Below are 25759 nucleotides of genomic sequence, written 5' to 3' on the forward strand. Positions count from 1 at the left end.
GTCATCGGGGGTCTCCAATCGGGTGGGAGGCGAGCGGGAGCACCTGGCCGACGGTGGCGGCAGGTGTACGGGCGACCGAGGCGAGCAGCGCGAGGTAGTCGTCGAGCAGCTGCCGGGCGTCGGTGTCGGCGACGCGGTCGCCGTAGTACGAGAGGGCGATACGGGGTTCGGCGTCGTCGGTGACGTCGAGGCGGAGCGAGAACTCGGTCTGGTTGCGGGTGCCGTCGCTCTCGGCGCCCTCGTGGACGCTCGCGGCCTGCTGGGCGCGCAGCGCCGAGGAGACCGGGTAGTTGGCGACGACGACGACCGAGTCGAACAGCGGTCCTTCGCCGGCCCCCATCCGCTGGAGCGCGCCGGTGGGGACCGAGGTGTGCTCGGCGCCCTCGACGCGGGCCAGCTGGAAGCGGTCGAACAGTGCGGTCAGGCTCTCGTCCCGGTCGATCTCCACCCGTACGGGCAGAGCGGCGATGAACAGGCCGACCGCGCGCTCCAGGCCGTCGACGGCCCGGTCGCGTCCCGCCGAGACCACGCCGACCGTGACGTCGGCGCGCTCCAGGCGGGCGGCCGCGAGGAGCGACCAGCCGGCGCAGGCCAGGGTGGAGAAGGTGTGCCCGTGCTCGGCGGCCCGTTCGCGCAGCGCCTGGGCGACCGTCGGGTCGAGCCGGCCGGCCACCCGGGCGAAGCGGGACGGGCCGAGGAGGCCCGGCTCCGCCGCCAGCCGGGACGGGAGGGCCCCGGTCAGCTGGTTCCGCCAGAAGGCGGTGTCCGCCTCCGGGTCGGTGTGCTCGGCGTCGAGCTCGGGGACCGGCGGGAGGCCGGCGTCCCGTCCTTCGAGGGCGGCGACGTAGAGCGCGAGGAGTTCGTCGAGCAGCACCAGGTTCGACCAGCCGTCGGCCAGCAGATAGCTCTGGATCTGGCCCAGCCACCAGGTGTTCCGGCCGCGCACCAGCCACACCCGCCACAGGGGCGGCTCGGAGACGTCGAAGGGCGCGGCCCGCTCGGCCTCCAGGAGGGCGATCAGCTCGTCGGCGACCGCGTCCGGCTCGTGGTCGCTCCAGTCGAGGACCTCGATCACCGGGGCGAGCTCGTCGGCGACGACCGGGGTCCAGGCGCCGTCGCCGTCGCGCCGGAAGCCGGTGCGCAGGGCGGGGTGGCGGTCGCCGAGCGCCTGCCAGGCGGCCCGGAAGCCGTCCGGGTCGATCTCGAAGGGCAGCTCGGTGGTGGACTGCATCTGGTACAGGCCCGGCACCCAGTCGCTCTCCAGGACGTCCAGCATGTGCTGCTGGCTCGGTGTCACCGAAGGTCCTTCGCCACCGGTCCTGGCGGGCCCGGCGGCCGGGGCGGCCTCCCGCTCGTCGACGGCCTTCGCGAGCGACTCGATCGTCTGGTGGGCGAAGACCATGCGCGGGGTCATCTCCAGGCCCGCGCGGCGGGCCGCGCTGACCATGCGGATGACGGCGATGGAGTTGCCGCCCAGGGTGAAGAAGCCGACGTCGACCGGGACGTCGTCGCGGCCGAGCGCCTCGCGCCACAGCTCCACCAGGGCCCGCTCGGTGTCGGTGCCCGCGGCCCGCCCGGTGACGGCGGCGACCGTGGGCGCCGGCAGCTCGCGGCGGTTGATCTTGCCGTTGTGGGTCAGCGGGAAGGCGTCCATGCGGACGAAGGAGCCGGGCACCATGTGCTGGGGAAGCCGCGCCGCCAGCTGCCGCTTGAGCTCTGCGTCCTCGGGGATCTCCCCACCGGGCGGCGCCACCAGGTAGGCGACGAGCGTCTTCGCGCCGTCGCGCGGGCCGTGTGCCGCGACCAGGCAGGAACCGCCGCCGATCACCTCCCGCAGGGCCGCCTCGATCTCACCGGTCTCCACCCGGTAGCCGTTGATCTTGATCTGGAAGTCGATGCGCCCGAGCAGCTCCAGGTTGCCGTCCGGCAGCCAGCGGGCCCGGTCGCCCGTGCGGTACATCCGCGCCCCGGGCAGCGGGCTGAACGGGTCCGGCAGGAACTTCTCGCCGGTCAGCCGGGCCCGGTTGTGGTAGCCCCAGCCGACCCCGACACCGCCGAGGTACAGCTCGCCGGGGACGCCGACGGGCAGCGGGGACAGCGAGGCGTCGAGGACGTACGAGGTCTGGTTCGCCATCGGGACGCCGTACGGGATGCTGCGCTGCTCCGGCAGGACCTCGCCGATCAGGTGGATCGTCGAGTCCATGGAGACCTCGGTGGCCCCGCCCATGCTGACCAGCTGCGCCGACTCGACGAGCCGCGCCGCACCGCGCTGTGGCAGCGCCAGCGGGATCCAGTCGCCGCCGAGCAGCACCAGCCGGATCGGCAGCCGCTCGCCGCCGCGCACCTCGGCCTCCTCGACGAGCAGGCCGAACAGTGCGGGGACCGAGTGCCACACGGTGACGGACTCGCGCTCGATCGTCTCGATCCAGCGGTGCGGCGAGCGCTCGTCCTCGGGCGTCGGGAAGACCACGGTCGCACCGGCCATGAGCGTGCCGAACACGTCGTACGCGCTCATGTCGAAGGCCAGCGCCGAGACGCCGAAGACCTTGTCGCCGGGACCGACCAGGAAGCGCCGGTTGAAGTCGGTGAAGTTGTTGACGCGGCCCCGGTGGTCGAGGAGCACGCCCTTGGGCAGACCGGTCGAGCCCGAGGTGTAGATCAGGTACAGCAGGTCGTCGGGACGGACCTCGCGCTCCGGGCGGGTCGCGGGGAAGTCCCCGGCGGAGGACGGGTCGACGGCCGTGACGCCGTCGCCGGCGAGCCGGTCGTCACGGGTGACGACCAGGCGGGCGCCGGAGTCCGCCAGCATCCACTGGAGACGCTCGGCCGGGTAGCCCGGGTCCAGCGGCACGTAGCCCGCACCGGCCTTGGCGATGGCGAGCTGGGTGACGACCAGGTCGATGCCGCGCTCCAGGCAGACGCCGACGCGCTCGTGGCGGCCGGCGCCCCGCTCGACGAGCAGGTGGGCGAGGCGGTTGGCGCGGGCGTCGAGTTCGGCGTAGTCGACCGCCTCGTCGCCGCAGACCACGGCGGTGACGCCCGGGTCCACGTCCGCCCACTGCTCGAACAGACCGTGCGCGGTGGCGTCCTCGGGGTACTCCTCGCCCGTGCTGTTCCACTCGTCGACGACGAGCTCCCACTCGGCCGGGGTGAGCAGGTCCGCGTTGTCGACGTGGACGTCCGGGGTCTCGCACAGTCCGGTGAGCAGCCGCCGGTAGTGGCCGAGCAGGCGTTCGGCGGCGTCGGCGTCGATCACCGACTCGTCGAACTCCAGCGACACCATGACCTCGTCGTCCGTCACCGCGCAGGACAGGTCCAGCGGGAACTTGGCGGTGCCGGAGTGCAGATGGGTCGGGGTCAGCGACAGGTCGCGCAGCCGCATCTCGTGGCCGGGGCCGTTGTTGAAGACGAACATGGCCTCGAAGAGCGGGCTCTCGGCCAGGGTCCGCTGCGGCGCGACCTTGTCGACCAGCACGTCGAAGGGGATCTGGTGCTCTTGCGCCCACAGCGACTCGCGGGTGATCCCGGCGAGCACGTCGCCCAGGCTGCCGGCCCCGGCGGACAGGTCGGCGACCACGGGAACGGTGTTCGCGAAGTAGCCGACCAGTCGCTCGGTCTGCCGGTTCCGGTTGGCCATGACCGTGCCGACGGCGAACCGGGAGGTGCCCGTGTACCGGTGCAGGAGCACCGCGAACGCGCTGAGCATCACGTTGAACACGGTCGTGCGGTGCGTCTCGGCGGTGCGCTGGAGCTCGCGGCCGAACTGCCCGTCCCACTGGCAGCGGATGCGCCGCCCGGTGCGGGCCGTGCCCCGGTCGCCGCTCGCCGACAGGCCGAGCGGCTGGACCCAGGCCAGCTGCTCGCGCCACTGCGCGACCAGCCAGTTGTGGTCCGCGGGCTCCTGGGCCCGCTCGTGCACGGCCGCGTCGGCGTAGTCGATGCCGAGCTCGGGCAGCCGGGGCGAGCGGCCCTCGCGGGCCGCGTCGTACAGCTCCGCGAGGTCCTCCAGCAGGACGCCCACCGACCAGGCGTCGGTCGCGATGTGGTGCACGACCAGCGCGAGCAGGTGGTCGTCGGCGGCGATCCGGAACAGCCGGCCGTGCATCACGGGCCCGGCGGCCAGGTCGATCGGCCGGGCCGCCTCGCGCTGCGCGGCGGCCATCGCGGCCTCCTCGCCGCCGGTCTCCTCGACCGGCAGCGGCACCGGCTCGGCCTCCCGCACGACCTGCTCCAAGCCGCCGTCCGGCAGCTGCCGGTAGACGGTGCGCAGGACCGAGTGCCGGGCGACGAGCCCGTCGAGCGCGGTGCGCAGCGCGGCGACGTCGAGCGCGCCGCGCAGGCGCACGCCGTACGGCACGTTGTACAGCGGGCGGCCGTCCGCGAGGGACTCGGCGACCCACAGCTGCTCCTGGCCGCGGGAGAGCAGGACGGGCGCCGCGGGGTCGCGGCGGCGGATGGTGCGCGCCGCCGCCCGCTGCTTGCCACGGGCCAGCAGCAGCTGGGCCATCAGCTCCCGCTTGGCCGCGGACAGGCCCTTGACGGCCTCCCGCTGGGTGGAGACTTCCCCGATCATGCGTCCCTCTCCTCGCCGGCCGCGAGCAGCTCGCGGGCCTGGTCGTCGGTCACGCCGTCGAGCAGCACCTCGAGTTCGAGGAGCTCGGCCTCGCTCAGCCCGGCCATCTGGAACTCCTCCAGGGCCTGTGCGACACCGCGCACGGTGGGCTGCTCGAAGACGGTGCGCAGCGGCAGTTCGATGTCCGTCTGCGCGGCCAGTTCGGCCACCAGACGGGTGGCGAGCAGCGAGTGGCCGCCCAGGGTGAAGAAGTCGTCCAGCGCGCCGACCGCCGGGGTGCCGAGCAGTTCCTCGAAGACCGAGGCCACGAGCCGCTCGGTGGGGCCGGACAGCGCCTCGAAGCGCTGCCGGACCCGCTCGACGGTGACGTCGTCGCGCTGGAGCGCGCCCCGGTCCACCTTGCCGTTGGCGTTGCGTGGCAGCCGGTCTGCGAAGACGTAGCCGGTGGGGACCATGTAGCGCGGCAGGCGGGTGCCGAGCGCGGCGGCCAGGACGGCCGGGTCGTGCTCGGTGCCGACCACGCAGGCGACCAGGGTGGGTTCGCCGTCGCAGTCGCGCAGGACGACCGCCGCCTCCCGTACGGCCGGCAGCTCGCACAGCGCCGTCTCGACCTCGCCGGCCTCGATGCGGAAGCCCCGGATCTTGAGCTGGTCGTCGAGGCGGCCGAGGAACTCGAGCCGGCCGTCGGCGTGCAGCCTCACGCGGTCGCCGGTGCGGTAGAGCCGGGCGCCGGGGACCGTCGCGTACGGATCGGGGACGAAGCGGTCCGCGGTGGCCTTCGGGTCACCGAGGTAGCCGCGGCCGACCACCGGGCCGCCGATGGCGAGCTCGCCCGGCACGCCGAACGGCACGCGCCGTCCCTGCGCGTCGAGGACGTACGAGCTCACGCCGGCGACGGGACTGCCGAGCGGGACCGGGCGGTCCTGCGGCGGCGGTGTGGACAGCACCGCGAGGTGGGTGTCGTCCGAGCACTCCGCGGGGCCGTAGGCGTTGACCATCGGGATCCCGGGGAAGCGGCGCAGCCAGTCCGCCGCGAGGTCCGGCGGCAGCGCCTCGCCCGTGGCGATCAGGAACCTGAGGCTCGCCAGGTCGTCGCCCGCCGCGTGGTCGAGCAGCGCCCTGATCATGCCGGGCACCAGCTGGAGCACGGTGACGCCGCGCTCCCGGACGAGGGCGAGCAGCGCCTCTGCGTCCCGGCTGGTGGCGTCGGAGCTGATCACCGTGGTCGCACCGCGCGTCACCGCGACGAGCATCTGCCAGACGGAGATGTCGAAGGACTGCGAGGCGGTCTGGGCCACGACGTCGCCCGAGGACAGCTCCAGGTCATGGGCCATCAGTTCGAGGTGGCCCAGGAGTCCGGCCTGTTCGATCTCCACGCCCTTGGGCTCACCGGTCGTACCGGAGGTGAAGATGACGTACGCGCGCCGGGACGGGTGCGCACCGGCGGCGTCGAGCGGACGGTCCGCCGCGGAGTCGTCGAGGACGAGGTGGCTGCCGCGGGCCCGTGAGTCGGCCTCGCCGCGGGCCCGGCCGTCGCCGAGCAGGGCGGCGACACGGTCCGCCTGCTCGTCGTCGGTGACCGCGACGACCTCGCCGAGCCGGTCGAGGATCGTGGCGATCCGCCGGTCCGGTACGGCCGGGGAGACCGGCACGTACGTGGTGCCGGCCGCGCCGCAGGCGAGGGCGGCGGCGATGTGCCGGGCGGAGCGCTCGGCACAGACCACCACGGCCGGCTCGGGGCCGGTGGCCGCCGTGGTCAGCCGCTCGGCGAGTGCCGCGACCCGGTCCCGCAGTTCCCGGTAGGTCCAGACGGTGGTGCCGTCGATGACGGCGGGGGCGTCCGGGGTGTGCCGCGCCCAGTGTTCGAGCGCCTCGGAGGTGGTCCTCGGCGTCAGGGCGGCCGGTCCGGCGCTCAGGGCGTCCTGGGCCGCGGCCTCGGCGGCCGAGCGCAGTTCCAGGTCGGCCACGGCCCGCGCCGGGGCGGCGGTGATGCTGCCGAGCAGGGCCTCGAAGTGGTCGAGGAGCTGCTCGCCGGTCTCGGCGTCGAACAGGTCGGCGTTGAGTTCCAGGGTCGCGTGCAGGCCGTCCTTCTCCTCGGCCAGGTCGAGGCTGAGGTCGAACTTGGCGGAGCCGACCGGGGCGTGCAGCCGCTCCAGCCTGAGGTCGCCGAGGTCGATCTCCGAGTAGGGCGCGTTGTGCAGGGTGAACATGACCTGGAAGAGCGGGCTCACGCTCAGGTCGCGGTTCGGCTGGAGCGCGTCCACCACCCGGTCGAAGGGGACGTCCTGGTTGGCGTAGGCCGCCAGGGTCGTCGCGCGGACGCGTTCGAGCAGCTCGGTGAAGGACTCCTCCGCGGAGAGCTTGTTGCGGAAGACGATCGTGTTCACGAAGAACCCGACCACGTCCTCGATCTCGACCGAGCGGGTGCCCACCGGGGTGGCGACCGCGATGTCCGCCGCGCCGCTGTAGCGGTGCAGCTGGGCGTTGAAGGCCGCGAGGAGGGTCATGAACAGGGTCGCGTTGTGCTCGCGGCCCACGTGCCGGACGCCGTTGACCAGTTCGGTGTCGAGGATCCGGCGCACCGTCAGGCCGCGGTTGGTCATCGCGGCCGGCCTCGGCCGCTGCGCGGGGAACTCGAGCACGGACGCCGGATCGGCCAGCGTCTCGCACCAGAAGTCCAGCTGCCCCTGGTAGTCGCCGCCCTCGACCCGGTCGCGCTGCCAGCTCGACCAGTCGGCGTACTGCACCTCCAGCTCGGGCAGCGGCGAGGCCGTGCCCTGGCGTCGTGCCTGGTACAGGGCCGCGAAGTCGCGGACCACGATCTGCAGGCCCCAGCCGTCGGCGACGACGTGGTGCACGGTGAGGACGAAGACGTGGTCCTCGTCGGAGAGCCGGATCAGGGTGGCCTGCTCCAGCGGCGCCTGGGCCAGGTCGAAGCGGTGCCGGGCGGCCTCGTCGACGAGCTGCCACATGCGCCGCTCGGCGTCCTCCTGCGGCGCGTCGCTCAGGTCGACGACCGTGAGCGGCATGGTGACCTCGCCGGCCGGCTCGACGATCTGGCTGACCCGGCCGTCGCCCATGACGATCCGGGTGCGCAGCACCTCGTGCCGGGCGACCAGCTCGTCCAGGGTGGCGGCCAGCGCCTCGGTGTCCAGCGGGCCGCGCATCCGCACGACCGTCGGGCTGTTGTAGGCGCCGGTGTCGCCCTCCAGCTGGTCGAGGACCCACAGGCGCTCCTGGCCGTACGAGGCGGGCAGGGAGCCGGTGCGGGGCAGGGCCACGATCGGCGCGGGGACGGCGGTGCCGCCGGCGACGCCGTCGATGTGCGCGGCGAGGTCCCGCACGGTCTGCTTCTCGAACAGGGTGCGCAGCGCGATCTCGCAGCCGAAGACCCGGCGGATCCGGGACACGACCTGGGTCGCCATCAGCGAGTGGCCGCCGAGGTTGAAGAAGTTGTCCTCGGGGCCCACCTGGTGGGCGCCGAGCACGTCCTGCCACAGGCCGGCCACCAGTTCCTCGGTGGGCGTCAGCGGGGTGCGCGGTCCGTCCTCGTGGACGCCGGTCGCCGCGGAGGGTTCCGGCAGCGCCGCGCGGTCGATCTTGCGGTTCGGGGTGAGCGGGAAGGCGTCGAGGACCACGACGAACGCCGGGACCATGTAGTCCGGCAGCCGCTTGCGGACGTACCCCTTCAGCTCGTTGCCGGCCACCTTCCGGCCGGGCCTGGCCACCACGTAGGCGACGAGCGCGGTCTCGCCGCTGGCGTCGGCGCGGGCCATGACCAGGGCGTCCTGGACCTCCGGCGCGGAGCAGATCACGTGCTGCACCTCGTCGGTCTCGACGCGGTAGCCGCGGATCTTCACCTGGTTGTCGGCGCGGCCGAGCGGGGTGACGGAGCCGTCGGCGAGGTAGCGGCCGAGGTCACCGGTCCGGTACATGCGGTCCTCGTCGGACGCGCCGAACGGGTTGCGCACGAACTTGGCGGTGTTGAGCTGCTCGTCGGCGTAGCCGAGGGAGAGGTGCGGGGAGCGGATGACGATCTCGCCCGGTTCCCCGACGCCGGCCTGCTGCCCCGCCTCGTTGAGGACGAGGAGCTGGACGTCCTTCATGCCTCGGCCGAGGGGGTACGTGACCCCCGGGTCGGTCTCGGCGGTGCCGTGGGCCGCGGGGACCACGTAGTAGCCGACCGCGCGCTGCGTCTCGGTCGAGCCGTACAGGTTGACGCAGGTCGCCGAGCCGGCCATGCGGGTGATGGCCCGTACGTCACGGCTGGTCAGCGTGTCGCCGAGGAAGAACACCCGCTCCAGGAGCGGCAGCGTGCCCGGGGCGACCGACAGCTGGTCGAACAGCCGCGCCATCGGGGGCGTCATGTGGCTGACCGACACCTGGGCCGTACGGAACCACTGGGCAAGACGGCCCGGGGTCTCGACGTCGAGGCGGTCGGGCACGCAGATCATGGCGCCCGTGACCAGCGGCGTGAACACCTCGCGGTGCAGCGGGTCGTGGCTGATGCCGGAGAGCAGGCTGTAGCGGTCGGTCTCGCGGAGCCCGAAGGTCTCCACCATCCACGGCACGAAGTGGGTCAGGGACCCGTGCGCGCCCCGGATGCCCTTCGGCTTGCCGGTGGAACCGGAGGTGAACGCGACGTACGCGCAGTCCCGCGGGCCCACCTGGACCGCCTCGGCCGGTTCGGCGCCCTGCGGCACCAGGTGCCGGGCGTCCGAGAGGCGGGACGGCAGCTCGAAGCGGCAGCGGAGGGAGAGCGCCTGGAGCGCGGTGTCCACCGCGAGCGGCACGGCACCGGCCCCCTCCAGCTGGAGGAAGGCGCTCGGGCGGGCCACCGCCAGGCAGTCGGCGATGCGGTCGGCCGGGTAGCTCGGGTCGAGGATGGCGAACGAGGCTCCGGCGCGCATCACCGACAGGATCGCCCAGACCAGGGAGGCACTGCGCTCGCCGTAGATGGCGACCACGTCGCCCTTGGCGACGCCCTGCCGGCTCAGCAGCCCGGACATGGCGGCCGTCGCCCAGGCGAGGTCGCCGTAGGTGAGTTCCTGGCCCGGCTCGCTGATCGCGATCCGCTGCGGCTCACGGGCGGCCCGCCGCTCGAACTGCTCGACCACCGACCCGTACCAGGTGGTGTCCAGCGGTGCGGCCGGGTCGGGCAGCTCACGGCGCGCCTGCGGCGTGTCGAGCCGCAGTGCGTCGATCGGGCTGCCGCTGTCGGCGACGGCCTGCTCGATGACCCGGATCCACTGGGCGAGCAGCTCCCGCGTCGTGGCCTCGTCGAACTTCTCGCCGGCGTACATCAGGTCCAGCGAGAGGCCCGGACCCGCGGGGTCGACGTAGAAGGTGAGGTCGAACTTGGCACCGAGGTCGGGGACGGCGAAGGTGTCGACCTCGATGCCCGGCAGCTCGGACCGGTGCGGCGGGATGTTGAGCAGGTTCAGGTAGACCTGGAACAGCGGCGTGGTGTTCAGGTCGCGCTCGGGGGCCAGCTTTCCGACCAGCGTCTCGAACGGGACGTCCTGGTGCTCGTACGCGTCGAGGGTGGTCGTGCGGACCCGGTCGAGAAGCTCGGCGAAGGTCGGGTCGCCGGACAGGTCGGCGCGCAGCACCAGCGAGTTGATGAAGAAGCCGATCAGGTCCTCCACCTCGCGGTGGCCACGGCCCGCGATGGGCACGCCGATCGCGAAGTCGCGCTGGCCGGCCAGCCGTCCCAGGGTGAGCTGGAGGGTGGCGGCGAGCACCATGAACAGGGTCGCCCCGGACCCGGCGGCGAGCCGCTCCATCGCCTCGCGCAGCTCCGGTGCGACGGTCGCCCGCACCCGGTGGCTCCCCTCGTCGTCCGCCGGGGCGGAGCCGCCGCGGGCGATCGGGAGGGTCAGCGAGGGCAGCGCGTCGAGCTGCTCGCACCAGTACGCGACGGAGGCGTCGAGCGCGCCGGAGTCCAGCTGGTGGCGCTGCCAGCGGGAGAACTGCTCGTACGTGACCGGGAGCGGCGGCAGCGGGGCGGCGGGCTCGTGGCCGGTCTCCTCCGCGTAGAAGTGCGTCAGGTCCCGCTTGAGGATCTCCATCGACCAGCCGTCGCCGACGATGTGGTGCAGCGTCAGGACGAGCACGGCGTCGTCGCGGCCGAGGTCGAGGAGCCGGACCCGCAGCAGCGGTCCTGCCGACAGGTCCATCGGCTCGGCGGCCTCGCGGTCCACCAGGGCGAGGGCCTCGGACACCCGCTCCTCGGCGGTGACGCCGGTCGGCGGGGTGCGCGCCAGGGTGACGTCGGCGCTGTCGAGGACGGACTGGGTCAGGACGCCGTCCCGGTGGGCGACGACCGTGCGCAGCGTGGTGTGCCGGTCGACCAGGCGGCCGACGGCCCGTTGCAGCGCGGCCTCGTCGAGGGCGCCGGTGAGCCGGATCGCACCGGCCAGGTGGTAGCGGCCGGTGAGGGCGTTCTGGCCGGAGCCGTTCTCGATCTCCTCCAGGAGCCACAGGCGTTCCTGCATCACCGACAGCGGCGCGTCGCCGCCGACGGCGTGGGCCGTGATCCCGCCGGAGGTGTCCCGGGCGGCCGCTTCGTCGCACAGGGCGGCGTAGTCGCGGAGCACGGGCGCCTCGAACAGGGCGCGCAGCGGGACCTCACGGCCCAGCTCCTCGCCCACCTGCGAGGTGATCACGGTGGCGAGCAGGGAGTGTCCGCCGATGGTGAAGAAGTCGTCGCCGGCGCCGACCGCGTCGACGTCGAGGACCCGGGCCCAGACCCGGGCGACGGTCCGCTCGGTCTCCGACTCCGGCTCGGCGAAGTCGGCGTGCGCGAAGTCGGCGCGGCGCGGCCGGTCGAGACGGCTCGGGTCGATCTTGCCGCCGGGCAGGCGGGGCAGTTCCGTACGGGTCACGAACGCGGCCGGAACCATGTGCGGCGGCAGCTCCGCCGCGCACTGCCTGGCCAGCGCCTGCGGGGTCAGCTCCGGGTCGGCGGTCTCGACATGGGCCACCAGGACACCGTCGAGGCCGCGCACCACGGCCCGCTTCACCCCGGCCAGGGCGAGCAGCACCGACTCGATCTCGGCGGGCTCGACGCGGTAGCCGCGCAGCTTGATCTGGCTGTCGCCGCGGCCGCAGTAGTCCAGCGTCCCGTCGGCCCGCAGCCGGACGAGGTCGCCCGTGCGGTACATGCGGGCGCCGGGGACGGCGGAGAACGGGTCGGGCAGGAAGTGCCCGGCGGTCAGCGCGGGCCGGCCGTGGTAGCCGAGGGCCAGACCGGCACCGCCGGCGTACAGCTCGCCGACCGCGCCGGCGACCACCGGCCGCAGGTCCGCGTCCAGGACGTACGCCGTGCCGCCCGGCAGGACCGCGCCCAGCGAGGCGGGCTGCCCCGGCTCGAGGGCGGCGGCCGTGATGGCGACGGTGCACTCGGTGGGGCCGTACGCGTTGACGAAGCGCCGACCCGGCTGCCACCGCTCGACCAGCTCGGCGCGGCAGGCCTCGCCGCCCGACACGAGGGTCTTCAGGAGCGGCAGTTCACGGGCGGGCAGGGAGGCGATCACCGACGGCGGCAGCAGGCAGACGCTGATGGCGCGCTCGGCCAGGACATCGGCCAGTGCCTCGCCGACGAGGGCGTGCTCACGGCCGACGACGCACAGGGTGCCGCCCGCGGCGAGGGTGGAGAAGATCTCCCAGACGGAGGCGTCGAAGCTCAGGCTGGCGAACTGGAGCATGCGCGAGCCGGCGTCGATCCCGAAGACACCCGCCTGGGCCGCCGTGAGGTTGGCGAGCGAGCGGTGGGAGACGAGGACGCCCTTGGGGCGGCCGGTGGAGCCCGAGGTGTACAGGAGGTACGCGGGAGCGTCCGGGTCGGCCTGCGGCAGCGCCACGGACTCGGCCGGGGCCTCGCGCAGCGCCTCCTCGACGAGTTCGCGGGTCACCAGACCGCGCGCCCCCGAGTCGGCCAGCATGAAGTCCTTGCGCTCGGCCGGGTAGGCGGGGTCGACCGGCAGGTACGCCGCTCCGCAGCGCTGCGCCGCGAGGACGGCGACGACCGCCTCGACGGACGGCTCGACCGACACGGCGACGACGTCACCGGGGCGCACGGCGAACCGGTCGGCGATCACCCGGGCGACCTGCTCGACCCGGGTGCGCAGCGCGTCGTAGGTCAGCGCGCTGTCGGCGCCCTCCAGGGCGATCGCGTCGGGACGGCTGTCGACGGCACGCTCGAACTGCGCCCAGAACGTGTCGGGGTGCGGCTCCGCGCCGGCCTGGGCCGGCCAGTGGCCGAGGGCCGCGGCCGCCGAGGGGGTCTCGACGCGCTCGTCCGGACGCTGCGCCATCGCGCGGGCCGTCTCGGCGAACAGCCGGGCGACGAGCTGCGCGGTCTCGGGCCGGAAGAGGTCCGTGTTGAACTCGAGCCAGCCCGTCAGCGGGCCGCCGTCGTCGGTGATCTCGAAGGTCAGGTCGGTCTTGGCGGTGCCGGTGTACAGCGGGGCGGTCTCGACCCGCAGGCCGGGCAGGGCCGGCGAGGGCAGGGCGCCGCTGCGGACGTCGAGGATCACCTGGAAGAGCGGGCTGCGGCTGGGGTCGCGGTCCTGGCCGCTCGCCTCGACGATCGCGGAGAACGGCACCCACGTGTGCGGCATCGTCTCCAGGGTGGTGGCGCGGACCCGGGCGACGAGGTCGCGGCCGGTGGCGCCGCCGGGCACCTCGAAGCAGAGCGGGACGGTGTTCACGAAGAAGCCGACGACGTCGTCGTAGGCGCCGTCGCCCGGACGGTTGGCGTCGGGGACGCCGATGACCACCCGCTCCTGGCCGGTCAGCCGGGAGAGCGTCGAGGACAGGCAGGCGGCCAGCGTCATGAACACGGTGGCCCGCTGGTCGCGGGCGAGCGAGCGCAGCAGGTCCGAGTCGGCCTGGCCGAGCGTCAGCGGGACGCGCGCGCCGTCGAAGGTCTGCACGGCCGGACGGGTCCGGTCGAAGGGCAGGTCGAGGGCGAGCGGAGCGCCGGCCAGGTGCCCGGACCAGAAGGCCAGACCCTGCTCTCCCTCCGCGGAGTCGAGCCGGACGCCCTCGTCGAGGGCCCACCGGGCGTACTGGTGGACGACCGCGGGCGGCTCGCCGGCACCGGTGCCGGCACCGTGCGCGTACAGCTCGGCCAGCTCTCCGGCGATGACCTCCATCGAGCGGCCGTCGGAGACGATGTGGTGGAAGGCCAGGAGCAGGGCGTGCTCGTCGGGCCCGAACTCCACCAGGGCGGCGCGCATCAGTGGCGGCGCATCGAGGTCGAAGAGCTGCCGTACGTGCTCGCCGACGAGCACGGAGAGCTCCGCCTCGCGGCGGGCGGGCGCGATCGAGGTCCGGTCGAGGGCCTCGAAGGGGCAGGTCAGGCCGGTGTGCACGAAGGGGACGGGCCGACCGCCCTCGTCCTTGAAGCCGGTGCGCAGCGCCGGGTGCCGCTCGACGATCGCGTCGAGCGCGCCGCGCAGGACGTCCCGGTCGAGCTCGCCGTAGAGCCGGAGCACACCCGGCACGACGTAGGCGCGGGAGCCCGGGGCGAACTTCTCCAGGAACCACAGGCGGCGCTGGCCCAGCGACAGGGTGGGCTCGACCTCGGCGGCGACGGCCGCCGCGGCCTCGGTCTCCACCGGCTCGGCGGCGGCCAGTTCGGCGATCCGCGCCGCCTGGGCGCGGACGGTGACGGACTCGAAGAACATCCGCAGCGGCGGCTGGACGCCGAACTCCCGGCGCACCCGGGTGTTCAGGTCGGCGGCGCGCAGCGAGTGGCCGCCGAGCGCGAAGAAGTCCTCGTCGGGACCGACCCCGGCGACTTCGAGGACCTCGCACCAGAGGGCGGCGAGCCTGCTCTCAAGCGGCGACATGTCCGCCGCCCCGGTGGAACGGGACACGTCGAGGGCCAGCTCGCGCAGGGCGTGCGCGTCCACCTTGCCGTTCGAGGTGAGCGGGATGGCGTCCAGGACGAGGAGGCGGCTCGGGACCATGTAGCTGGGCAGCTCGCGGTTGAGCCACTGGCGCAGCCCGTCGGTGCTCACGCCCGCGCCGGTGACGGCGGCGATCAGCTCGGTCTCGCCCGCGCCGCGGGTGGCGACCACGGCCGCTTCGGCGACGTCGGGGTGCCGGCGCAGCACCACGTCGACCTCGCCGAGCTCGATGCGGTAGCCGCGCACCTTGACCTGCTGGTCGGCGCGGCCGACGTAGCGCAGCTCGCCGTCGGCGGCGCGGCGCACCAGGTCGCCGGTGGCGTACAGGCGGCGGCCCGGCTCGGTCGCGAACGGGTCCGGGACGAAGCGCTCGGCGGTCTTGCGGGGCTCGGAGGCGTAGCCGCGTCCGACGCCGATGCCGCCGATGTACGCCTCGCCGACGACGCCGTCGGCGACGGGCCGCAGCTCGGCGTCGAGGACGTGGACGACCGCGTCGGTCATGTCGGCGCCGATGGACACGTCACGGGCGCGGGAGACCCGGCCCGACTCGGGGCCGAGGTGGGCGACGGTCGAGCACACCGTGGTCTCGGTGGTGCCCCAGCGGTTGTGGAGGTCCACGTGGGCGCGGTCGGCCGCGAACCACTGGTCGAGCTTGTCGGGGTGCGCGGCCTCGCCGCCGATCAGGATCGAGCGCAGCGCCGGCGGCACCCGCACCCCGGACTCCAGGGCGGTGACGAGGACGTGGAAGAAGGCCGTGGGGATGTCGACGAGGGTGAGCCGCTGCTCCTCGCACCAGGCCCAGAACCGCTCGGGCGAACCGAGCACCGACTCGTCGCGCAGCACCAGGGCGGCGCCCCGGGTCCACGCGGAGAAGATCTCCTCCAGGCAGGGGTCGAAGGTGAGCGGCGCGAACTGCAGCACCCGGTCGCCCTCGGCGACGTCGAAGGCGTCGAGGAAGGACAGCAGGTAGCTGACGAGCGAGCGGTGCTCGATCTGCACGCCCTTGGGGCGGCCGGTCGAGCCCGAGGTGAAGATGACGTACGCGAGGTTGTCGCCGGTGACGGCGAGCGCGGGACGGTCCTCGGGAAGGTCCGCGCCGGACTCCTCGTCGACCCGGGTCGCCTCGCCCAGGGAGGCCGCGAGCGCGGCGGTCGCGCCGTGGCAGAGGATCCGCGCGCACCGGGCGTCGCCGACCATGTCGGCGAGGCGGTTCTGGGGCAGCGTCGGGTCCAGGGGGACGAAAGCGGCCCCGGACTTCATGACCGCGAGCATCGCGACGATCAGTTCGGGGGAGCGTTCCAGGCACAGGCCGACGGTCTGCTCGGGACGCAGGCCCTCCTGCCGCAGCCGGTGCGCGAGACGGTTCGCCGCGGCTTCCACCTGGGCGTACGTCAGCTCCTCGGCGCCGGCCACGAGGGCGGTCGCGTCGGGGGTGCGGTCGGCCGTCGCCTCGAACAGCTCGTGGACGGAGGTGATGCCCGGCAGGGTGCGGGCCGGGACGTCGGCCCGGGTGAGGGACTCGGTCGCGCCGGTCAGCCGCAGCGCGGAGACCGGGGACCCGCCGTGGACGACGATCTGCCGGAGCAGCTCCAGGAACTGCTGTCCCAGCTGCCCGGCGAGGGCCTCGTCGAAGCGGTCCGCGCGGACCAGCATGTGCGCGAGGAGGCCGCCGTCGGCCGGGATCGCGTGCAGGGTGATGTCGAACTGGGTGGCCAGCTCACCGGCCGGGAACGGCTCCAGGGTGAGGTCGCCGAGGACCGCGCCGGTGCTGCCCGCGCCGAAGAGGACCGAGGTGACGTCGTCGGCGATCGCGTTGTGCGGCCGCTCGAAGACGACCGCCGTGTTGATCGCGGCCGAGGTGTTGCCCTGGGCGCGCAGCAGCTCGACGAGCCGGCTGACCGGGAAGTGCTGGTGGCCGAGCGACCGGCGCAGCTGCTGTCCGGTGCTGCGGATCAGCTCGGTGACGGTCGGGTGGGCGCCGGGCTCGGCGCGTACCGGGATGGTGTTGGCGAAGTAGCCGAGGGTGTTGCGGAAGCGGGCCTGTGGGCGGCCGGCCGTGGTGGCGCCGACGACGAAGTCGCGCGCGCCGCTGTGCGCGGCGACGAGGACCTCGAAGGCCGCCATCAGGACCGAGAAGACCGTCGTGTCGCTCTCGCCGGCGATCCCCTCGAGCGCGGCGAGCAGGTCGGCGTCCACCGTCACCCGGTGGCTCGCGATGCCCTGGTCCGGCCTCGGCACCTCCCGTACGGGGAGCGACGGCGCCTGGACGTCACCGGCGAGGAGGTCCAGCCAGTAGCGCTCGTCGGCCTGCCACTGCGGGGAGCGCTCGTAGTCCTGCTGCCAGCGGACGAACTCCTCGTAGCCGACGGCCACCGGAAGCTCGGGGGCGCGCTCGTGCAGCAGGTCGCCGTAGACGGTGGTCAGCTCGTCGAGCAGGGTCACCACCGACCAGAAGTCCGTGATGGCGTGGTGCTGCGCGAGCACCAGGACCGGTGCGCCGCATCCGGTGAACAGCTTCGCGCGGGCGACGTCGCCGTGCTCGATGTCGAAGGGGTCGAGGGCGCACGCGTCGACGCGGGCCCGGAGCACCTGCTCCGTCTCGCCCGTCAGGGCGACGACGTCGAGCTCGAACGGCACGGCGGGGTCGACGATCTGCACGCGCCGGCTGCCGTCGACGCCGAAACCGGCGGTGAGGATGGGGTGGCGGGTGCCGATGTGGCGCACGGCGGCGGCAAGCACCCCGGCGTCGACCGGCTCCGACAGCCGGACCGCGACGGAGACGTTCTGCCGGCAGTCCGGGCCTTCGAGGTCCCGCATGAACAACAGCGACTGCTGACCGGCCGACAGCGGTACGGCTCCGCCGCGCTGCCCGGACGTCTGCTCGGCCGGCGCCTCGGGGGCGGACTCCAGGCGCTCCTCGACCGCGACCGCGACCTCGCGCAGGCTCGTCGGCTGCAGCAGCAGGCCCGGGTCGGTGACGACGCCGGTCTGCTCCTCGATGCGGAAGGCGAGGTCGACCGCGGCCAGCGAGTCGAGGTCGAGGTCGGCGACCATCGTGGCGGGCGCGTCGCCCTCCCCCCGGCCGACCAGGCTCAGGGCGCGCTCGATCGCGTCGACGCGCTCCTCGCGGGAGAGCGGGAGGAGTTCGGCGCGCGAGGGCAGGGTGAGCTCGCGCCGCTCGCCGCGGGCGACGGCGGTGGTGGAGCGGCGGTGGATCTCGCCCTCGACCTGACCGGCGATGTACGCCGTGCGGCCGGCCAGGCGCTGGATCTTGCCGCTGGAGGTCTTGGCCAGGCTGCGGGCGGCGAGCAGGACCACGTCGTGCAGGGCGATGCCGTGCTCCTGCTGGACGGCCGCGGCGATCGCGTCCGCGATCCCGGGGAGGTCCTTCTCGCCGGCGGAGACGGCGACCTCGTGGAGGATCACGCACTCCTCGCCGTCCCCGGTCTCCACCGAGAACGCCGCGCCGCAGCCGGGGCGGGCCAGGGAGGAGGCCGCGACGGCGGTCTCCTCCAGGTCGTGCGCGTACAGGTTGCGGCCGCGGACGACCATCATTTCCTTGAGGCGTCCGGTGACGAAGATCTGCTCGTCCAGCACGAAGCCGAGGTCGCCGGTGCGCAGGTACGGCTCGGGGTCGTCCGCGAGGCGGGCGCCGAAGGTCGCTTCGGTCGCGGCCTCGTCCTCCCAGTAGCCGGAGGCGACGGAGCTGCCGCGCACCCACAGCTCGCCGACCGTGCCGGGGGCGACGCGCTCGCCGGACTCCGGGTCGACGACGGCGAGTTCGTGGCGGTCCGCGACGAGGCCGGAGGAGACCAGGTGGTCGCCGTCCGCGAGCTCCTCGGCGCGGCCCTGCTCCAGGGCGGGGCGGTCGACGCGGATGCCGTGGGCGCCGTTGCCACGGCCGCTGCCCGAGACGAACAGGGTCGCTTCGGCGAGGCCGTAGCAGGGCAGCAGCGCGGACCGGTCGAAGCCGCTGACGGCGAAGGCGTCGGCGAAGCGCTCCAGCGTGCGGCCCCGGACCGGCTCGGCGCCGCAGAAGGCGACCCGCCAGGACGACAGGTCGAGGTTCTCCCGCTCGGCGGGGGTGCTCTTGTTGACGCAGAGGTCGAAGGCGAAGTTGGGGCCGCCGCTGACGGTGGCGCCACGGCTGGAGATGGCCTCCAGCCAGCGCATCGGCCGGCGCATGAACTCCAGCGGCGACATCAGGACGTTGGACAGGCCGGACAGCATCGGCTGCAGGACACCGCCCAGCAGTCCCATGTCGTGGTAGAAGGGCAGCCACGAGGCGACGACGTCGCCGTCGGCGAGGCCGAAGGCGCCGGCGATCGCGGAGCCGTTGGACAGCAGGTTCCCGTGGGTCACCACGACACCGCGCGGGGTGCCGGTGGAGCCGGACGTGTACTGGAGCAGGGCGACCGAGTCGGGGGCGACGGCCGGCATGCGCCAGTCGTCGGCGCCCTCCAGCATCGCCTCTTCGGTGACGATCCAGGGCAGCCGGGCCACCTCGGGCGCCTGCTGCTCGAACAGCTCACGGGTGAAGGCCTGCACCAGGCCGTCCGTGAGGACGATCTCGGCGCGGGAGCTCTTCACCACCGCGCGCAGCCGGGGCAGCGTACGGGCGACGCGCATCGGGTCCGGCGGGTAGACCGGGACCGCGACCATGCCGGCGTACAGCGTGGCCACGAAGCCCACGACGAAATGCTCGCCCGGGGGGTAGAGCAGCATGACCCGCGCACCCGGCTTCGCCCGCTCCAGCAGGGAGACGGCTATCGCCCGCGCACGCCTGTCGATCTCGAGCATGGTGAGCTTCGTGTCGACGCCACCGGTGTCGGCGAGGAATTCGTAGCTTGCGTCGGCGCCGCGTTCAAAGACGTTCCGGCGGATGACATCAACGACAGAATTGTTTGCGTACATAGACCGTTCTCACATCGGCGTGGAGTTTCGGAGCCCGGGCGGGCGGAGTGGCCCTGAGGGCACACCGCGGGGGCGGGCCGGCGTCATGGGGGCGCGCCGGCCCGCCGGGGAATCGCGGTCAGTAGCCGGCGACCGGCCGGCGGTGGCAGATGCTGCGGATCCGCTCCTGGACGCGTGCCCGCAGGGCGTGGTCGAGGGCGTAGGTGTTGTTGGACGTGTTCTCGAGGTCGGTCAGCACTTCGTGGACGAGCTCCGCGACCTCCGCGACGTCGGCCTCGTCGAAACCGCGGGCTGCCATGCTGTTGCTGCCGAACCGCACTCCCGACGTGACGAAGGCGGAGTGCGCGTCGCCGACGATCCGGTTCTTGTTGACGAGCACACCGCACTGCTCGAGCGCCTTCTCGGCGTTGACACCGGTGACGCCGTACGACGTGAGGACGTCGGCCACGACGATGTGGTTGTCGGTCCCGCCGGAGATCACCCGCACTCCGCGCGCGACGAGCTGCTCGGCGAGCGCGGCCGCGAGGTCGCGGACCCGGTGGATCCGGGCGGTGAACTCCGGCGTGGTCGCGGCCCCCAGGGCGTAGGCCTTGGCGGCGATGCTGTTGACCACCGGCGCGCCCTGTATCAGCGGGAAGAGCCCGCTGTTCAGCGTCTGCTGGAGCGTGCGGCCGCTGGGGAGCACCAGGTCGGCCGAGTCGCCGAGCATGATCAGGCCGCCGCGCGGGCCGTAGAGCTGCTTGTGCGTGCACGTGGTCACGACATGGGCGTGTGCCAGCGGCGAGGGGTGCAGCCCGGCCACCACGAGACCGGCGATGTGGGTGATGTCGGCCAGCAGGTACGCGCCGACCTCGTCGGCGATGGCGCGGAACGCGGCCCAGTCGAGCGTACGGGGATAGGCGGTGGTGCCCGCGATGATCAGCTTCGGCCGGTGCGCGAGCGCCTGGGCGCGGACCTCCTCGTAGTCGATCAGCCCGTCGGCCCCGAGGCCGTAGCTGTGCGCCTCGAAGATCTTGCCCGAGAGGTTGACCTTGGCACCGTGACTGAGGTGGCCGCCGGCGTCCAGGTCGAGGCCCAGGATCGGGTCGCCCGGCTTCAGGAGCGAGTTCATGACGACCTGGTTGGCGGTGCTCGCCGAGTGGGGCTGGACGTTCGCGTAGCGGGCGCCGAAGGCCTGCTTGGCGCGCTCGACCGCGAGCTCCTCGACCTTGTCGACGTTCACGCAGCCGGCGTGGAACCTGCGGCCGGGGTAGCCCTCGGCCGTGACGTTGGCGAAGAAGCTTCCCTCGGCGAGCAGCGCCGCGGGGTTCACGGGGCTGCAGGAGGCGACCAGGGCGAGGGTCTCGCGCTGCCGGTGCAGCTCGTCGTCGAGGAGCCCGTACAGGGCCGGGTCCCCGAGCTCCATGGCGTGCAGGGCGTTCTCGTAGAAGGCCGAGAGCGGGGCGGTCGGAGGGGTGAGCGTGGGCAGTCCGACGGCTTGGGTCATGGGGCCGAATCCAAACTGTGAGGGGTGGGGGTCAGAAGTTCGGCGTCGAGAGCATCGCCGCGACCTTGCGGTCGGGGTCCTCGAAACCGCGCCGGCCGTGCATGACGCGCTTGTTGTCGATCATGACGATGTCGCCGGGCTCCCACTGGAGGTCGACCCGCACCTCCTCGGTGGCGTCGAGCGCGTCCCAGCGGCAGTGCTGCGGGATGGACGATCCGTCCTCGAAGGACACGAGCGCCCCCGAACCCAGGTAGCTGTTGCACAGCGTGGGCGCGTCCACGTAGGGGGCCTGCGGGACCGCGGAGACGGTCCACTTCCAGTTGAGGTTGCCGACCTCGTCGAAGTCGTACTCGAAGTCGTCGAAGGTGGCGAACAGCGCCTCCAGCTCGGCCCGGTCGGCCGTGCCGAAGACGCGCTCCTGGTGCTCGGGGGCGGTCGGGAACGGCAGGCGCCAGGTCAGCCGCAGCCGGTCGAACAGCTCGCGGGTCTCCGGGGCGAGCCGCTTGTACGCCTCGACGCCGTCGTAGACCGTCGTCTCGCCGTCCTCGTCGGCCGGCCGCACGCAGTAGAACCACTGGAGGCCGGGGTGCAGCGGGCAGTAGCTCATCTCGGAGTGCGCCGGAATGGGATTCCGGTGCGCGTCGACGAGGAGCACGGCGCCGTCGTCGGAGATCGTCTCCCGGTTGGGATTCTGGTGGAAGAAGAGCTTCGACGAGAACTTCTGGACGAGCGCGCGGAAATCGTCGGCGGTGGCGCCGAATCCACGGAACATCAGCGTGCCGTGCTGCTTGAAGAGTTCGGAGATCTCGGAGTGCGGGAGTTCGGCGAGGGGGAGATCTGCGCTTTCGATCACCAGACCGTGGTGATCGGAAAGGGGAGAGGTTTTGAAAGGGGTTGTCGCCATGAGAATTCCTACGTGGGTGAGAGGCCCTGGCTTTCCATCACGGTCGTGACGTTAGGCGGGCGTTCATACGGTGGGCAATATCGGGATCCTGGACTGATCCGGTCATTGCAGGGGGTGTCCAATTCCGTCCACGGGGCGCGGTGCGCGGTGTCCCGTGGACGGCGTGCGCGGTGTCCCCGGAACAGGTGTCACGGCTTTCGGGGGCGTGTGTTCGCGCCGTCCTGCCGCGAGCATGGGAGGCCTACCGGTACATGCGGTACCTCCCCGTCCCGACCAGCGGAACGGCGGCGACCGGCAGGGGAAGGCAGGCGGTGGACGATGAACTCGTGCCCGACGCCGTACGCGGCCGGCTGCCGGATCGACCAGTCCCCGGCGGTCCCGGTGCTCGGCCCGGCCGACTGCCACATCTGGTGGGCGGATCCGGCCACGGTCACCGACGACTGCCTCGACCTGCTCGACGAGACCGAACAGTCCCGGCTCCCGCAGCTGCGCCGGACGGAGGACCGGCAGCGGTTCATCGCCGGACGGGCCCTGCTGCGCACCGCGGCCGCCGGCTATCTCGGCCTGCCACCCCAGTGGGTCGAGGTGATCGCCCGCTGTCCCGACTGCTCAAGGAACCACGGAAAGCCCGAACTGCCGGGCACCGGGCTCCAGGTGTCGGTGTCGCACTCCGGCTCCCGGGTGGCGGTCGCCGTCACCCGCACGGGTCCCGTCGGCATCGACGTCGAGGAGATCAGCGCCTCCGTGGCCCCCGCGGAACTGCTCCCCCACGTCCTCGGTCCCGCGGAGCCCCGGTCCCCCGCCCACACCACCATCGGCGGCTTCCACCGGATGTGGACCCGCAAGGAGGCGGTGCTCAAGGCGACGGGCCTGGGACTGCGGATACCGCTGTCCGAGGTCGGGGTGTCGGCTCCGGAGGAGGACCCGAGGGTGCTGTTCCTGGGCGGTCCGGCGGCCAGGCCCGCCGAGGACTTCGTCCTGGCCGATCTGGAGGCCGGTGCGGGCTGTGCGGCCGCGGTCGCCGTGATCGGCGGCGGACGGCCCGTCTTCACCGCCTACTCCCGGAGCCACCCCTCGGCCGCCGCGTTCAGTGCGGGGCCGCCGCCGGCTGCGGGGCCCGGGCGCTGAGCGGCCGCATGTCCGTCCACGTCCGCTCGATGTGGTCGAGGCACTCCTGCCGCTCGCCGCTGAAACCCTCCGGCTCCCAGCCGGCCGGCAGCTCGCGGTCGGCGGGCCAGAGCGAGTACTGCAGTTCGTGATTGCGGACCACGAGCTGGGTGCCGGTGCCTTCGGTCGTCATGTCTCCACCTGCTGTCGTTGTCGGGGTTCGGGGTGCGCGGCCGGTGCGCGCGGGGTGGTCAGAGCGGCACGGACCAGCTGCGCCTTGTTGTGTGCGCCGAGCTTGGAGCGGATGCGCTTCACGTACGTGTCGACCGTGTGCTGGCTGATGCCGATCCGCCGGGCCGCCTGGACGTGGGTGCAGCCCTCGACGAGGTGCCCGAGCACTTCGCGCTCCCTCGGGGAGAGCGTGGCGACGCCCTGCCGTGCGGGAACCGGTCCCGGCGCCGCCACCCGCCGGATGGCGTCCACGAGCATCAGGGGCGCGTCGTCGAACGGAAGGGTCGCGCCCGCCCGTTCGGAGCCCGCGCCCCGGCCCTTCTCCGGCCCTTCGGTCAGGAGGACCGTCCGGGCGGCGGGGACGGCCGGCGGCAGCTCGCCGAGCAGGTCCCGGTCGACCACGAGGCAGTCGACCGACCCGGGCACCACCGCGAACGGCGTGCTCAGGGCGAACGCGACCTGGATGTCGGCCTCCGCGTCGAGCAGATAGCGGATGCCGAGCAGGGCGAGCTGATTCTCGACGAAGATCCCGGCACGCGTCATGTCGACTCCTCGTCTGCGCTGGGTCCGGTCCACTCCGGTTCCACAGGACCAATCTCCGTGATGGGACCGCTCATCGGAAGGCGACTCCGGTGGCCCGTTGAGGCCCTGGACACAAGGGGACACCGGGGCGCGGGGAACGGAGTTACGGGGCGTGGGAGTAAGGGAATCCGGGGCGGGAGCACGGGGATACGGGGCGCGGGAGCACGGGAATACGGGGCGCGGGAGCACGGGAATACGGGGCGCGGGAGCACGGGGATACGCCAAGGGGACCGGCCCACGAAGGGCCGGTCCCCTGAACGTTCACGGCGTCAGCTCTACTCGGGAATCCAGCCGTTCTGCGCGGCGCGGACGCCCGCCTCGAACCGGCTGCGCGCCCCGAGCCGGGTCATCAGCTCGGAGGCCAGCCGTCGCGCGGTCCGCGGCGACACCCCGAGCCGCTTCGCGATGGTCTCGTCCGTGTGGCCCTCGGCCAGCAGGACCACGACCGTGGCCTGCTGGTCGGTGAGGCCCTGCTCGTCGGCCCTGCTCTCCTCGTTCAGCGGCCGGGCGTCGTTCCAGACGCTCTCGAAGAGTGCGCACAGCGCGGTCAGCGTGCCCTGGCCGGTCAGCACCACGGCGCCCTCGGCGCTGTTGTCGCTGTTCACGGGGATGACGGCGGTCTTGCGGTCGAAGACGATCATCCGGGTCGGCAGGGTCGGCACGGTGCGCACCTCGCCGCCCAGCTTGGACAGCCAGCTCACGTACTGGAGGGTGTGCGGGCTTTTGCGGGCGCTGTTGAGGTAGACCGTCCGCATCCGGACCCCCCGGTCGAAGAGCTCCTGGTTGAGCGGCTTCGCGGCCTCGATGTGCTCCGGCCGCTGGGGCCCGTCCGGGGCGAAGGTCATGACCTCCTCCCGGGTGTCCCGGGTGAGGGCGGCGAGCCCGTCGCGGATCTGGTCGATCCCGGTGAGTCGCTCGCCGTGCGGGTGGGTTTCCGCCGGCCGTATCTCCTCGTACTCCGCGATCAGCTGGGCCGCGGCCGCCCGCGATTCCTCCAGCTGTTTCTGGTGCGTCGCGAGCTCGGCCTGCTGGCGCGCCATGAGCATTTGGAGGCCGACCTCGGGCGACACGGGCCACGGCGTGCCCTCCTGGTCATAGGAGGGACGCAGCAACGCCAGTTCGCTCAGGGTGTCGAGACCGTACCGGACCTGCTCGGGAGTGAGCCCCAGCCGCTCCGCCAGATCCGCCACGCCGTCGCGCGGCCGTGCCAGGAGACCCCGGTAGACGGCCTCGGCGATGGAATCAAGACCAAGCGCCTTGAGCACGGCACATCTCTCCCCCCGGAGATTTCGCGGTTTAGGGGCTCCATCATCACACGCGTGGCCAGTTTTCTACAGAAGGCGGACTGGACTGTACCGGCCATTGCCGGAATGGGACTTCTGGTCTTCTTCTTCCTGGTTCGTCCTTTGGGGAAAATGCCGGGTGTGTATCTCGTTCACACCGAACTTCTCAACAAGAAGGCGGAGTTGTGCATCCCTCAGAACCTCGCGGATCTCCTCCGTGACCTGGCGCTTCCCGGCGACGGTGTGGAGCACGTGGTCGTCCACCCCCGTCCGGGCCACGGAGTGACAGTGGGGGTCTATCTGCTCGCCGACCGTCTCCGGGTCGCGGAGGAGACGGCGGCGCGGCTGTGCCTGCGCGCGGTCACCGAGATCGGTCCGTTGCCGGGGTGGCGGGTCGGCTGCTCGGAGGCGCCGCTGCTGGCGCCGTACGGTTTCGACGGATTCGTGGGCTGAGGCCCTGGACGTGGCCCGCTGACCTCTTCGGTCCAGGGCCCGTTCCGTCCACCGGAATTCCCTTCCGAACATCTTTCGGCTTGACGAAGCTCTGTCCCACCGAAGGAAAACCCCCACCGACTCGTAAGGGACTCATACCTTGCTGCGCTTCCGTTCCGCCCGCTGGGCTGCAGTCCTCCTCACGGCTCTCGCTCTCCTGGTCCCGGCTTTCGACGGGGCCGGTGACTCCGCCGGCACCGTGGTCACCGCCGCCGCGCTGGACGACGTGATCTGGGGCTGACACCCACCCGACGCCTCGGCGTCGAC

Annotated in this window: 10 protein-coding genes; 3 read left to right on the forward strand and 7 right to left on the reverse strand. The window is 73.0% G+C overall.

The annotated features are described in order from the left end of the window. Position 1: 1 nt before the first annotated feature. The 4 genes from ACZ51I_RS19340 to ACZ51I_RS19355 all read right to left on the reverse strand — a co-directional run bounded on the left by ACZ51I_RS19340 (position 2) and on the right by ACZ51I_RS19355 (position 21746). Complete coding sequence (locus ACZ51I_RS19340; RefSeq protein WP_468877200.1) at positions 2–4573, reverse strand: non-ribosomal peptide synthetase; 4572 nt, start codon at positions 4571–4573, stop codon at positions 2–4. Next, complete coding sequence (locus tag ACZ51I_RS19345; protein WP_468877203.1) at positions 4570–19407, reverse strand: amino acid adenylation domain-containing protein; 14838 nt, start codon at positions 19405–19407, stop codon at positions 4570–4572. The genes ACZ51I_RS19340 and ACZ51I_RS19345 overlap by 4 nt, the downstream gene beginning before the upstream one ends. Positions 19408–19525: 118 nt before the next feature. Further along, positions 19526–20893 carry a serine hydroxymethyltransferase gene (locus ACZ51I_RS19350; protein ID WP_468877204.1) on the reverse strand — a complete coding sequence of 456 codons (1368 nt, stop codon included), beginning with the start codon at positions 20891–20893 and terminating at the stop codon, positions 19526–19528. Positions 20894–20924: 31 nt separating this feature from the next. Beyond that, a complete protein-coding gene (locus tag ACZ51I_RS19355; RefSeq protein WP_468877206.1) occupies positions 20925–21746 on the reverse strand; it encodes a TauD/TfdA family dioxygenase in 822 nt (273 codons plus the stop codon). Positions 21747–22115: 369 nt separating this feature from the next. Between ACZ51I_RS19355 and ACZ51I_RS19360 the strand changes: the two genes are divergently transcribed. Beyond that, positions 22116–22925, forward strand: a complete 810-nt coding sequence (locus ACZ51I_RS19360; protein WP_468877209.1) for a 4'-phosphopantetheinyl transferase family protein — start codon at positions 22116–22118, stop codon at positions 22923–22925. Here the strand turns inward: ACZ51I_RS19360 and ACZ51I_RS19365 are convergent. From ACZ51I_RS19365 to ACZ51I_RS19375, 3 genes are all read right to left on the reverse strand, one after another. Continuing rightward, entirely contained in the window at positions 22885–23097 is a 213-nt protein-coding gene (locus tag ACZ51I_RS19365) for an MbtH family protein (protein ID WP_468877211.1), read from the reverse strand. The genes ACZ51I_RS19360 and ACZ51I_RS19365 overlap by 41 nt on opposite strands. Beyond that, the gene (locus ACZ51I_RS19370) at positions 23094–23678 is read right to left on the reverse strand and encodes a helix-turn-helix transcriptional regulator (RefSeq protein ID WP_468877213.1); all 585 of its coding nucleotides are present in this window, start codon (positions 23676–23678) and stop codon (positions 23094–23096) included. The genes ACZ51I_RS19365 and ACZ51I_RS19370 overlap by 4 nt, the downstream gene beginning before the upstream one ends. A 314-nt stretch (positions 23679–23992) precedes the next feature. Next, positions 23993–24982 carry a helix-turn-helix transcriptional regulator gene (locus tag ACZ51I_RS19375; protein ID WP_468877216.1) on the reverse strand — a complete coding sequence of 330 codons (990 nt, stop codon included), beginning with the start codon at positions 24980–24982 and terminating at the stop codon, positions 23993–23995. A gap of 54 nt (positions 24983–25036) precedes the next feature. On the opposite strand from ACZ51I_RS19375, the gene ACZ51I_RS19380 reads away from it, so the two are divergent. Both ACZ51I_RS19380 and ACZ51I_RS19385 read left to right on the forward strand, forming a co-directional pair. Further along, positions 25037–25453 (forward strand): hypothetical protein, encoded by a 417-nt coding sequence (locus ACZ51I_RS19380; protein WP_468877218.1) that lies wholly within the window; start codon positions 25037–25039, stop codon positions 25451–25453. A 139-nt stretch (positions 25454–25592) separates the two neighbouring features. After that, positions 25593–25733 (forward strand): hypothetical protein, encoded by a 141-nt coding sequence (locus ACZ51I_RS19385; RefSeq protein WP_468877221.1) that lies wholly within the window; start codon positions 25593–25595, stop codon positions 25731–25733. The last annotated feature ends 26 nt before the right edge of the window (positions 25734–25759 follow it).

The organism is Streptomyces sp. NPDC034084, from assembly GCF_055575535.1.